Genomic DNA, 13,600 nt, shown 5'->3' on the forward strand with positions numbered 1-13,600 from the left:
TAGATCTATATTTGGTCTTTTCGAAAAGCTTGCTATTTTATAAATAGTAAGCTTTTCTGTTATTATGATCATTATTTTCACTAGCCAGTTGTAATTTATGTATAAAAAAGAAAATGATATTGAATATCTAAAGGCTGAAATTAAAAAAAAAAACCGGCTTATTGATGAATATCATTTAACCTTCAGAATATTGAATTTACAAATTGCTCAATTACAGCATTATAAAAATCGTATTTCAAATTTACATGCTCGTATAGAATATTATAGGAAAGTCATAGATCGGCTGGAAAATATTATTCCTGTAAAAAAGTTTATAAAGATCGTCTATTTTGGAATAGATCGTTGTGTAAATATACTTGAAAAAATTTTTAAAAAAATTAATTGTAGACAATTTATAATAAATGAAAAAAATAATTTTATTATTCATTACAAATTTTTTGAAAACCAACAGTTTAATCAATCACATCTAATTTTAATTGTTGCGGAAGTTACGTTACCACAATGCTATAAATATCGCGTACAGCAAAAAAAAGAATATTTTGAAAAACTGGGATGGCAATGCAGAATTGTTGACTGGAGAAATCAAAGCGAGGTTTTGTCAGTCTTACAAATTTGTAAAGAAGTGATTTTTTACAGGGTTCCTGCTTTTCAAAATGTTTTGGATCAGATTTCTGAGGCTAAACGATTGGGTTTAAAAATCTGGTGGGAAGTTGATGATTTAATATTTGATAAAAAATTATATTTACAATGCGGGTTTATGAAGTATTTACCCAAAGAGGAGTTGGATTTATTACTTTTTGGATCAGGATTATTCCGTAAAGCGTTATTGGCTTGTGATCATGCAATTGCCTCTACATCCTCTTTGGCACAAAATATACGACAGGTTGGAGTTCATGAAGTTAAGGTTATAGAAAATGCCCTGGATCAAAATACTTTACGAATTGCTTCAGACCTTTATCCACGTAAATTGGAAATAGATGGTGATCTTAAGAAAAAAGATGAAATAATTATTCTTTATGGATCCGGGACTAAAACTCATAATGCTGATTTTCTGATTGCGGCCGATGGAATTATTTCGGCACTTATTCATGAAAAAAAATTAAGATTGTGGATAATAGGGGAACTTGAATTACCAAATCAATTTGAGGATTTCAAAAACCAGATCTGTTATTTTTCTTTTCGGTCCTATGATCAATACATGAAATTATTGGCACATGCTGATATAGCCATAGCACCGTTGGAAGATATTGCCTTTAATGATGCTAAAAGCAATATTAAATTTTTAGAGGCATCCATTTTAGGTATTGTCTCTGTTTGTTCTCCCCGAAAGAATTTCAAAGAAATAATTCGGGATGGTGAAAATGGCTTTATTGCTAATTCGACATCTGAATGGAAGGAAAAAATATGTTTACTGGCTGGGAACTCCCAGTTACGTCAACGTTTAGGACGACAGGCTTATTATGATGTCTTAAAGGATTATTCTCCCGATACAATTTTAAAAAAACAGGTTGAACCTATTTTTGGAATACCGAATAAACAAGTCAGGGATAAATTAAAGATTTTGGTGGTTAATCTTTATTATGCACCATATTCTTACGGTGGTGCCACCATGGTTGCAGAGGAAATGTCCCGTCGGATACAAAAAAAAGAGAATACTGAAATAGCAATTTTTACCTCCCGACCTTTTTCACAACATAAAGGATTAAGGCGTTATTGTGATAATGGATCCTTGGTCTATTCAGTAGAGATTTCACCGCAATCATATCCATCTGAAGAATTCAATAATACAGAAATTGTGGATCCATTTGAAATGGTTTTACAGGCTGTTCAACCAGATATTGTACATTTTCATGCAATTCAAAATCTTGGACTGCATTTGATTGCTTCATGTCAACTGAAAGATATTCCTTATATTATTACTCTTCATGACACGTGGTGGCTTTGTGACCGTACATTTATGGTTAAAAATAATCATAAATATTGTTTTCAGGAAAAAATAGACCTGAATATTTGTCAGGCATGTGAACCCCAGGTTTTCTATTTAAGAGAACGAATGAAAATGATGAAAAAATCACTTGAAGGAGCCTCGTTGTTATTAAGTCCAAGTGAAACACATCGTCAGCTTTATATAGTGAATGATGTTGATGCCGATAAAATTATAGTAAATCGTAACGGAGTTTCCCGTCCAAGAAAATTGCGTAAAAAGCGTATGGCGGGTTCTGTCTTGAGGTTTGGTTTCGTTGCCGGAAATGAGATAATAAAAGGCTATAATCTCATTTTTGACGTATTTACATCATTAAAACATGAAAACTGGAAATTGACGATTGTAGATAGCAAAAACAATCTTGGATATTCATCATTTGATATAGATTCCTGGAAGGGGCAGGATAAGGTTATCATTATTCCACCCTATGATGAAAATTCAAAAGATGATTTCTTTAATGAAATAGATATATTGCTTTTTCCTTCCCAATGGAAAGAAAGCTATGGGCTGACAGTCAGGGAAGCTTTGCTACGAGATGTTTGGGTTGTGTGTACCCATCCTGGTGGCCAGTCAGAGGATGTTATGGACGGTATAAATGGTACCTATATTTCATTATATGATGGTTCGGAAGAATTAAAAAAGGTTATTGAAGGATTTCTGGAACAACCATCCTTTTTGGATGCCTATCTTAATCCATATAAGGATCATATTATGACTTATGAACAACAGGCTGATGAATTATTTGAAATCTATAACAGTGTTAAAGTGGCGGAGAACAAGAAACACCCTGTTTTATGAAATATGTCCAAGCAAGTTTTGTATCATAAGTTATGGCAAGATATTTCAGCCGTTTCCACCATACGGTATGGGGGATCATCGGTCGGTTAGTATGGTTGTTTAAATAGGTGTCAATATAGTTTAATTTGAAAAATTGATTGTTTTTCAGAAGTGTACGGTAATAGTTTAGCCAGAAAATTCCAAAGTGATTATCACGGATGAGTTCTTTTTTAATAAAAGGGACGTTATCAGAATGCAGGATAGTATACCAATCCAGGTGCATGGGATTGACGTTTTTTTTATTTCTAAAAAGTCTTGTTTTTGTTGGTGACCAAGCTGCCTTGCATTTAATTTCCGGAATTGATTGCAGAATGCGTCCCAGCTTTAATTCAGCTTGCTGGATAATGGCCTGTCTGTCCATTTGTTTGAATGGTTGCATAAACAAGTCTTGAATTGCTGGATTAAAAAATGTGGTATGGTTAAAACACAGAAACCATGATTGGAAATGCCAGTTCATTTCAAAACTATCAACCATCCCCCATATATCCAAGTTTTTGGTAAACATTTTTTTAAAAACAGGCTGCAGGGGATATATGGGGCCAAAAATGCTGTCATTAGTTAGTAGGATATAATCAGCATGATCGGTAACTTTTTTTATTATTAAATCTTGCCATGCTCCAAAATCCAGTCCCTGATTAGGACGAGAATGGGGTGTTATTGAATGTTTTTGGCAAAAATCGTGTATATCCTCTGAAATTTTTTCTTTCCCGGAAAGGGCTAAATGTGTTTTCCATCCGCATAAGTAGAGTTGTCTTAAAAAATGTTTTGTGTCGGGAAGAAGTTCATCCGTTGAATTATAAGAGGCAAAAAGACATATTCTGTTTGACATATTTAGTGATGATATTTGACTTATAGTGAAAATTTATCGTTAGAATTCATAAATTTAAAATATTTATTATTAAATTCTAAATATAAAATGTGAAAAAAACAAGAATTAATATTAAACTAGCTGTAAATAAAATACATTGATTTAAAATTAAAATACATATCAAGTATTTTATATTGAAAAATAATATTTATTTATTGTTAAATGTAATAAAAAAATAAATAAATTATGGGAAAACATGAAAGAAATATGTAATAAAGATATTTTATTATCAAAAATATTTAAATTATTATGTTTTTCTTTAATTGTTATTGTTATACAATTAGAAAATAATAATTTAATTGTTCATGCTCAAAATTCACAAACAGATTCTTTGGAAAAAAATCGAAAATATGATGATGAGTTAACGGATTGGCACATGATTCCGGCTGGTAGTAGTGGTGGATGGAGAACAGCTGTCAGTCGTGCAGAAAGTAACCGTATTGATATCCAAAGAATGCAGAAAGAGAGAACAAATCCCTATTTGCCCCAACCGGAACATTTGCTTGGAAATTGGTGGGGATTGCATTCATGGTTGTATAACCGGGGCATTAATATCAATTTTGACAACCAAAATGAATTTGCAGGAAATATTTCAGGATATCATCAAAAGAAATCAACCAATACAGGTGCAGTGGATGCAAATATAGATATTGATTGGGAAGTATTGATTGGGGATAACTGGATCACGAATGGTCTGGTTGGACATATGACAGTTATTGGTCGTTATGGAAGCAATCTGAGTGCAGGGCTTGGGGAAAATATAACACAGGTGCAGGAATTATATGGTGCTGGTGGGAATGTTGTTGCAAAACTAGTAAATCTGTATCTGGATAAACATCTTTTGGAAGATCGCATGATCATGTCCTTTGGAAGGATGGATGTCGGGGCAAGCTTTGCAACCAGCCCCATTCAGTGTTATTTCATGAATAATGGAATTTGCGGTAATCCAAAACCCTTAAGTGGACAGGCGGCAGGTTTTTCAGCATGGCCGGATTCAGAATGGGGAATTAATATTCTGTTTCAGGCCACTCCTCAATATTTTATACGTGTAGGTATGTATCAGGTAAGTCGGGCGGCTTATAGCAATAGGGCCGGCCATCGGGCAGGCTGGGCCGCTGTGGTTAGAACAGGTGAAGATGCCGGTGGGGAATTTCCTATAGAAATGATCTATCAACCAAAATGGGGAAAGCATGAATTAACGGGACATTATAAAATTGGATTTGCCTATGATACGTCACCTTATCCTGTTTGGGGCCGTTCCATTTACGGGGGGCATATCACTTCGGCTAATGGAATAGAACAGAAATGGAAACGGGGACGGGATGAGGAATGGGTTTTACTGGATCAGATGATTCAGCGAAATGGACCGGGTGATTTGGACGGGTTGATAGGATATCTTGGTTTTGTTCACAGTAATCCAAAAACATTTCAAAGACAAAATCAATTTCTGGCGGCCATTATCAATACCGGATTTTGGAAATCACGGCCTATGGATGGAATAGGTGTTCTATTTGTTCATCAAATTATGAGTCGGGAAGCACGCAAGGCACAACGATATAACATAATGTCAGGTTTTCCCATCGGGGATATTGTTTCAGGAGCATCTGGAATACAATCAGCAGAAACAACGGTAGAGCTTACTTATTTAATTCATATTTATGATGGAGTTATGTTTCAACCTGATTTTCAATACGAGATTCATCCAAATGCACAAAAAAATATTCCTAATGCAGCCTTTCTCGGATTCAAAAGTCGTGTAGACTTTTAAATATCTTTCAGTAATTTACATTAGATAGATGATAAAAAAACAGGATATGGTTATCCATATCCTGTTTTTTTAAGTTATGAATTTATTAATTACATTGCTGATTTAAAGATTGCCGCAACTTCTTCAGCATTTCCCTGACGGGGATTGGTCAGGGCGCAAGCATCCTTAAGCGCATTGGCAGTCAAGGTGGGAATATCTTTTTCCTGAACCTTGAGTTCTGTCAGATTGGCAGGAATGTTAATATCTTTTGAGAGGCTGCGAATAGCCGCGATACAGGCTTTGGCGCCTTCCTCATCATTCATGCTACTAACATCAATATTCATTGCCTTTGCAATATCTTTTAAACGAGCGGCACATTTGGGGAGGTTGTATTCCTGAACGTGAGGCAACAGTACTGCATTACAAACCCCATGTGGCAAACCATAAAAACCACCAAGCTGATGTGCCATTGCGTGGACATATCCCAAGGATGCGTTATTGAATGCCATTCCTGCGAGCAGTTCTGCATAGGCCATATTCTCACGAGCTTGCATGTCCTGGCCATTTTTAACTGCATTGCGCAGATTTTCTTCGATTAGGGTTACGGCCTTCAAGGCACACGCATCTGTGATGGGTGTGGCGGCAGTGGAAACATAGGCTTCAACTGCATGAGTCAGAGCATCCATACCTGTCGCAGCAGTCAGTCCGGGAGGCATACCCGCCATTAAAGCGGGATCATTGACAGACAAAATAGGTGTTACATGAGGTGTAATGATAGCCATTTTAACATGGCGTGTTTCATCCGTGATAATGCAAAAACGGGTTATTTCACTGGCTGTTCCAGCCGTTGTGTTGATTGCGATTAATGGAAGTTGAGGTTTGTTGGATTTGTCAATTCCCTCATAATTTTTGATTTCACCACCATTGGTGGCAAGCAGGGCAATCCCTTTGGCACAATCATGCGGAGAACCACCCCCAAGGGAAATAACGAAATCACAATTATTTTCTTTGAGTATTTTTAATCCGTCATTAACATTTGTTACGGTAGGATTGGGATGGGTGCCATCAAAAACATTTGTTTTAATTCCTTGCTGATCAAGCATATCAGCAATTTTTTTGACTACTCCGTTTTTGCTTAGAAATGAATCTGTAACGATAAGGCCATGCTTGAGACCATGTCCCTGAATGTGGGAAATAGCGTCTTGTAAGGCGTTTTTACCAATAATATTTACAGGTGGAAGAAAGAATGTAGTACTCATAATATTGTATATCCTTTATCACCATTATAGTTTCTTAGAGATATATAAGAGTAATTTAATAAAATTAAAGTCTTTACTCTAAGTAAATAAGGGGAAGAGTCGCGCTCTTTTTATTAAGTATGTTTGTAAATTTTACAAAATTATAATCCCCCGATTATGGGTTTTAATCAAGGGATTACTTTAAAAAACCAAATATTAATTTCTATATTTGAAAAATCGGATGATTACTTTGTCATTTTAGACCCGTTGCTACTTTTTGTTCCAGTTCCGGGTCAATTTTCTGGAAGTGTTCCAACACGCGTTTTTGAATATCCTTTCGAACCATTTGCAGGGATTCAACAAAATTATTGATCAACAGACTCTTTTGTTCTGGTTTCATCAAATGAAACAAGGCCCTTGGATAACTGTAATAGTCCTGGTCAACGCGGTTGTCGTATCTTCCCCCTTCACCGGATGTATAATCCGGGAAATAGTTTTCAGGAGTGTTCGTTTGTTTTGGTGCATCTGGATCGCTGTTTGGCTCATAGTTTGTCATTCCGCCTCCATTATCATCAAAACGCATATATCCATCTCTTTGGTAATTGTTTACAGGGCTTTTTGCGGCATTGATGGGCAGCAGCTGATGATTTGTTCCAACCCGGTACCGTGCGGCATCAGCATAGGCAAATATACGTCCTTGCAACATTTTGTCCGGGGAAACGCCTATGCCGGGAACAACGTTGCCAGGGGAAAAGGCCGCCTGTTCTACCTCGGCAAAATAATTTCCTGGATTACGATCCAATTCAAAATATCCAACTTCATGCAATGGGAATTCTTTTTGTGACCAAACTTTGGTAACATCGAAAGGATTATCCCTGTGATTCTTTGCCTGTTCAATCGACATAACCTGTATATAGGCTTTCCATCTTGGGAAATGGCCCTCCTTGATTGCATTGAATAAATCCTCGGTAAGGTAATCCGGATTGGAACCGGCTAATTCTCCAGCTTTTTTAGGATCAAGATTTTTAACACCCTGTTCTGTTCTGAAATGCCATTTTACCCAAGTGCGGACATTATCCTTATTGATTAGACTGAAAGTGTGGCTTCCATAACCATGCATGCATCGATAGCTGGCGGGAATACCCCGGTCAGAGAAAAGGATCATGACCTGATGCAGGGCCTCGGGAGATAAAGACCAAAAGTCCCATTGAAAATTGGGATCTTTTAGATTGGATTGAGGATCCCTTTTCTGGGTACGGATGAAATCGGGGAATTTCAGGGGGTCACGAATAAAAAACACGGGAGTGTTGTTTCCGACAAGATCCCAGTTTCCATCTTCAGTGTAGAATTTCAAGGCAAAACCGCGTGGATCCCTTACCGTATCGGCTGATCCCCTTTCGCCTGCAACTTGTGAGAAGCGTGCAAACATCGGGGTTTCTTTACCTATTTCGCTAAATATTTTGGCACAGCTATATCTGGTTATATCTTGGGTAACTACAAATTTTCCGTGAGCGGCCGCCCCTTTGGCATGAACACGTCGTTCGGGTATAACTTCACGGTTAAAATGAGCAAGTTTCTCAACCAGATGGAAATCATCCAATAGAATTGGACCACGAGGTCCAGAGGTTCTGGAATTCTGGTTATCGGGAACAGGAATACCTTCAGCTGTAGTAAAAACATTTTTACTCATTTGTAGCTCCTTATTTTATTTTTGTTTCATAAGCCAATTGTTATTTTCTTGACCCAATAATTGTATCATACAATCAATAATTCAAAAGTAACTATTTGAGTTTTAAATATATTATTGGATTATTACTTGCCTGTTTTATGTTTTTATTAAGGATAATTAATAATTATTTATTTATTTGTTAATATTTTATATTGATATTGGCAAATAACGTAATCTTCTGTAAAAGGTTGGTAAGATCAGTATGTTTTGTAATTATTGTTTCGGTTATCTATATGAAGATATATTATATTGTTAGCAGTTTTGATGGGGGTGGGGCTGAATTCGTAATTCCTGATCTGATAAATTTATTCAAGAAACTGGGGCATTCCGTTGAATTGTTCGGCTGTATACCGAGAAATATGGAAACTGTTGATTTATTTAAAAAAAGTAATATTTCTTACCGTTTATTATCAGGAAATAATGAAAATAGATATAAATCCACTTTTCATTTCAACCAAATTGTAAAACGTTCCCCTCCCGATGTTATATGGACGTCATTGACACGTGCGACGGTGGACGGCCAATTGGTGGGGTTATGGAACCGGATTCCGGTTGTTAGTTGGAAACATAGTGCAAACAGCTATTCTTTGAGATTAATCAAAACAATTCTGATGCAGCGATTAAGTCGGCTTTGGATTGCTGACTCAACAGGAGTTGCCAATTTTTTGAAATCGAAAATGAAAGTTCCTGAAAATCGTATAAAAATCTGGTCTTTATTTAAAATTCCCCACAATCTACCTATAGGTTCAGTATGGAATGGCAAAGGGGTATTTCATATTGGTTCAGTTGGGCGTTTACATACCGTAAAAAATTTTCCCTTAATGATCAGGGCTATGGCTTACATTAACCATCATTATCCCGAGGTTGGAAAACGGATAAAATTATCCATTGCTGGATCGGGAAAGGAGGAACGGCATTTGAAAAACCTTATTCATTTATTAAAAGTGGATAATGTCGAATTGATCGGTTTTTCAGATGATGTCATGAATTTTTTATCAAAACTTCATTTATATTTGCAAACTTCTGTTTATGAAGGCTTATGTATTGCCGTTCATGAAGCTTTGGCAGTCGGTATTCCGGTTATTTCAACAAATGTTGGGGAGATGCGGAGTGCTTTCAGGAATAATCCAATTGGAACATTAATTGATAAAAATTCTCCAGAACTTTTAGCTAAACAAATTCTGGAATATTATCATAATCCAAGCAAAACACAGTATTATGCTGCTAATGCACGTCAATATATGCAACAGCATTACAGTGAGGAAAGTTTTGAAGCTTCCGGCAGGTTTATTTTAAATCATATTGAAGAGAATATTTTACCAAGATATTTGAAATAAATCTTGTTTGATTATTATGTTTTTTCAGATCCAATCAATTCATTCCATTCTTGTTCATCGAGACATTGCAAACCAAGTTCTTTTGCTTTTCGTGCTTTACTGCCACCATCTGTGCCCTCGATCACGAAATCGGTTTTTTGTGAAACGGAACTTGTTACTTTTGCCCCAAGCCGTTCAGCAATATTTTTAGCTTCGGAACGTGTCATGGAAGATAGGGTTCCTGTAAAAACAATTGTTTTACCGACAAGTTTTCCTGTTTGCTGATACTGCACATCCTGAATGGTCAGTTCCTTTTCAAGATCCTGCAGGGTTGTCAAATTATGCGTTTCGGTAAAGAACGCAACAATTTCATCTGCGATTGCAGGACCAATTCCCTCAATGGAACCCAATACCAATCTTTCTTCAGAGCCAGTTTGCCGGGCGGCCAGCATTTGTTCTTTCCAGTTGGTATATGATGTATAGTATCTGGCCAGAATTTTGGCTGTTGTAAGCCCTATCCTTCGAATTCCAAGGGAATAAATAAAATGGTCCAGTGAAATCCTTCTATGCTGGTCAATGGCGGTTAAAAGGTTTTTTAAAGAAAGCTCTCCCCAGCCTTCAAGTTTTAGTATAGTTTGTTGATGTTGATATAAACGAAAGATGTCTGCAGGTTGTTCGATTAAATCCATACGGAAAAAATCGAGAACGGTTTTTTCCCCCATACCTTCGATATTGAAAGCATCCTTAGAGCAAAAATGAATTAATCGTTCCTCAATCTGGGCTTTGCAGGACAATCCACCTGTGCAACGACTTACAGCTTCGTTTTTTGGTTTTTCAGCAATAGCTCCACAAACAGGGCAATGTGTGGGGAATATAAAAGGCGCTGCACGATTTTGAGAATTGCAGGATACATCAACTCGCAAAATTTGGGGAATTACATCACCGGCACGTTGTATAATGACCTGGTCATGTTCCCTGATATCCTTACGGATTATTTCATCTTCATTATGAAGCGTGGCTCTTGTTACGATAACGCCACCAACATTTACGGGTTCAAGGAGGGCCACAGGCGTTAAAGCGCCCGTACGTCCAACCTGAATCTCGATTTTTTTTATGCGGGTTGTTGCCTGTTCCGCCGGGAATTTCCATGCAGTTGCCCAGCGTGGGGATCGTCCGATAAATCCCAATCGGTTTTGTAAGGTGACAGAATTGATTTTATAAACCACTCCATCAATATCGTAGGGCAATCCGGAACGCTGATGGATAATGGACTGTTGAAATTCTTCCGCTTCCCAGGCATTTTTAACAACCTTGAATAAGGGATTAACGGTGAAGCCCCATTGCTGTAAGCGTTCTAAAAAATGTTCATGTGTGTCCGCGATTGATTTATCTGAATAACCCTGTGCATACACAAATAGGGAAAGGGGTCTTGAGCGTGTAATTTCAGGGTCAAGTTGTCTGAGAGAGCCGGCTGCGGCATTCCTTGGATTGGCAAAAAGACGTTTGTTATTTTTTTCTTGTTCTTCATTTAAATTGAAAAAATCTTGCTTGGAGATATAAACCTCTCCCCGAATTTCAATTGTGTCTGGATAATTTTCTGTAAGTGTCAAGGGTAGGTTCCGCAATGTTTTGACATTTTCGGTAACATCCTCTCCCGTCGTTCCATCACCACGTGTGCTGGCTTGGATTAGTTTGCCATGTTTATAGGTAAGGTTAATGGATAATCCATCAATTTTTGGTTCTGCAACAAAATGAAGATTATCAAGTTCCTCGGGTTTGAGATCAAGATAACGCTGGATTCGTTTTATGAAATCTTCAAATTCTCTAATATCAAATACATTATCAAGGGAAAGCATGGGTATTAGATGTTTACATTTCTGTAATCCTCCCGTCGGTTTGATTCCAACCTTTTGGCTAATACTGTCTTTTTGTCTGAATTGTGGGAAAAGGAGTTCGATCTTGTTATATCTTTGGCGCAATTTATCGTAGGTCGCATCTTCCACCAAAGGTTCGTTTTGATTGTAATATGCGTGATCCAATGATTTTAATAAATTGGAAAGTTGTGACAGTTCTTTTTGAGCCTGTTCGGAAGATAGTTCAGATATGGAAATCTGGTGAAAATCAGTTTTAAATTTTTGCATAATTTTGAGTACTTAATTTTTTATTATTATTTATTTAGTAAGCTATCTGCGGCGGAACGGGCAGCGTCAGTAATCTGGTTTCCAGCAAGCATACGGGCGATTTCCTCTTTACGCTCGTTTGAATTCAGGCATTTTGTTGTGGTATAGGTTACGCCATTTTTAATTAATTTGCTAATTTGAAATTGTGTATCTCCACTGGCAGCAACCTGAGGGCTGTGTGTGACTGCAAATACCTGCATAGTTTGAGCGACATGATGTAATTTTTCACCGATTGCCGAAGCGGTCGCCCCGCCAACACCGGAATCAATTTCATCAAAAATCAGCGCTGATAAGGTAGACTTTTGGCTTAAAACAACTTTTAAAGCCAATAAAAGTCTGGAAAGTTCCCCGCCGGAAGCGGCCTTGTTCAAAGGGGCAGGAGGGACACCGGGATTGGCTGCAATCAAAAACTCGATTTGTTCCTTACCGTTTTGATTCCATGCGTCTCTGTTAAGTGGCTTCAAAGATACGAGGAATTTTGCGCGTTCCAGTTTTAAGGGTTTTAATTCGGCAGTAACAGCTTGTTCCAACTTTTTGGCAATTTTCTGTCTATGTTGTGATAGTGCTTCGGCGGCTTCCTCAAATTTTTGGCGGTGTTGATTAACTTCTATTTCGAGGGTCTTGATTTGTGTTGTTCCAATATCTAGTTGATTGAGTTTTATTTCAAATTCTTGAAGCAGATGGGACAATTCATCAATAGTCACGCCGTATTTTCGGCTTGCGCCGCGTAGGGAGAATAATCGTTCCTCTATTTCATCAATTTGTTGAGGATCAATTTCAATCGTGTTTACAAGCTGTGAAAGTGTTGTTTCCGCTTCCGCTAAAGATTCTTCTGCTTGAGTGATCGCTTCCAATGCTGCTTGAATGGATTTATTAGATTCGGAAAATGAAGTGTTTTCAGAATTGGATAAGAGACGTTGAAGAGTTTTGCTTGCATTTAGCAAGACTTGGGAAGGCTGGTTATTTTTACGGTCCTGGGGAGCAAGCTGATTAAGAGCAGAAATCAGTAATTCCAGATGTCTTTCATTTTGTTGTAATGATCGTCTTTTATGAACAAGCTCTTGTTCCTCTTCAGCTTGTGGAGAAAGATTTTTTAATTCCTCAACTGATTCTCGTAACCATTTTTCTTCATGTAATGTTTCTTCAAGATTTTTTTTAAGAGCGGCAAGTTTTGCTGTTGTTTCAGTCCATTGATAATAGGTTTTGCGAGTTTCATTCAATAAGTTTAGTGGAGTGCCAAAATTATCGAGAAGAGAAAGATGATTTCGCATATCCATTAGACCAATTTGCGAGTGCTGTCCCTGTATCTCGATAAGTAGTTGACCAATTTTTTGTAAAAAATTAAGACTGATAAGCTGATCATTAACATAGGCGCGTGAACGTCCATCCTGTGAAATAATACGACGAATGACCAATGGCTGATCGGTTATTTCCGGAATTTCATAACCTTGTAATTGTAATTGCTGATAGACAGGATGCGTTTTCTCGATTTCAAAACAAGCTGTGACCGAAGCCTGATTTGATCCAGTCCTGATCAAGGAAGAGCTTGCTCTTTCACCTAATGTTAAGGCAAGGCTATCTAGTAAAATAGATTTGCCTGCCCCTGTTTCTCCAGTAAAAACCGTAAGTCCCTGATCGAAGGTTAAATCCAGCTTTTCAATTAAAACAACATTACGTATAGAGAGTTGTATTAACATTGGG

The 13,600-nt window shown here is 37.3% G+C and carries 8 protein-coding genes; 3 read left to right on the forward strand and 5 right to left on the reverse strand.

Annotated elements, in window-relative coordinates:
- The first annotated feature begins 97 nt into the window (after nt 1–97).
- Nucleotides 98–2,782 (forward strand): glycosyltransferase, encoded by a 2,685-nt coding sequence (locus H3R28_RS00540; protein WP_198209396.1) that lies wholly within the window; start codon nt 98–100, stop codon nt 2,780–2,782.
- On the opposite strand, the gene H3R28_RS00545 is transcribed toward H3R28_RS00540, so the two are convergent.
- Nucleotides 2,745–3,650 carry a rhamnan synthesis F family protein gene (locus tag H3R28_RS00545; RefSeq protein WP_198196000.1) on the reverse strand — a complete coding sequence of 302 codons (906 nt, stop codon included), beginning with the start codon at nt 3,648–3,650 and terminating at the stop codon, nt 2,745–2,747. The genes H3R28_RS00540 and H3R28_RS00545 overlap by 38 nt on opposite strands.
- A gap of 370 nt (nt 3,651–4,020) precedes the next feature.
- On the opposite strand from H3R28_RS00545, the gene H3R28_RS00550 reads away from it, so the two are divergent.
- Nucleotides 4,021–5,457 carry a carbohydrate porin gene (locus tag H3R28_RS00550; protein WP_198197503.1) on the forward strand — a complete coding sequence of 479 codons (1,437 nt, stop codon included), beginning with the start codon at nt 4,021–4,023 and terminating at the stop codon, nt 5,455–5,457.
- A gap of 89 nt (nt 5,458–5,546) precedes the next feature.
- On the opposite strand, the gene yiaY is transcribed toward H3R28_RS00550, so the two are convergent.
- Nucleotides 5,547–6,695, reverse strand: coding sequence for an L-threonine dehydrogenase (yiaY, locus tag H3R28_RS00555; RefSeq protein ID WP_110438481.1), 1,149 nt, complete (start codon nt 6,693–6,695; stop codon nt 5,547–5,549).
- Nucleotides 6,696–6,927: 232 nt separating this feature from the next.
- A complete protein-coding gene (locus H3R28_RS00560; protein ID WP_198209394.1) occupies nt 6,928–8,364 on the reverse strand; it encodes a catalase in 1,437 nt (478 codons plus the stop codon).
- A gap of 272 nt (nt 8,365–8,636) precedes the next feature.
- Here H3R28_RS00560 and H3R28_RS00565 point away from each other — a divergent pair, with 272 nt between their 5' ends.
- Nucleotides 8,637–9,740 carry a glycosyltransferase gene (locus tag H3R28_RS00565; RefSeq protein ID WP_198209393.1) on the forward strand — a complete coding sequence of 368 codons (1,104 nt, stop codon included), beginning with the start codon at nt 8,637–8,639 and terminating at the stop codon, nt 9,738–9,740.
- Nucleotides 9,741–9,754: 14 nt separating this feature from the next.
- Here the strand turns inward: H3R28_RS00565 and ligA are convergent, their stop codons facing one another.
- The gene (gene ligA / locus H3R28_RS00570) at nt 9,755–11,860 is read right to left on the reverse strand and encodes an NAD-dependent DNA ligase LigA (RefSeq protein ID WP_198209391.1); all 2,106 of its coding nucleotides are present in this window, start codon (nt 11,858–11,860) and stop codon (nt 9,755–9,757) included.
- 26 nt (nt 11,861–11,886) lie between these two features.
- Nucleotides 11,887–13,596 carry a DNA repair protein RecN gene (recN, locus tag H3R28_RS00575; protein WP_198209389.1) on the reverse strand — a complete coding sequence of 570 codons (1,710 nt, stop codon included), beginning with the start codon at nt 13,594–13,596 and terminating at the stop codon, nt 11,887–11,889.
- Nucleotides 13,597–13,600 lie beyond the last annotated feature (4 nt).

Origin of the sequence: Commensalibacter sp. M0268 (assembly GCF_016101925.1) — a bacterium.
Lineage (GTDB): Bacteria > Pseudomonadota > Alphaproteobacteria > Acetobacterales > Acetobacteraceae > Commensalibacter > Commensalibacter melissae.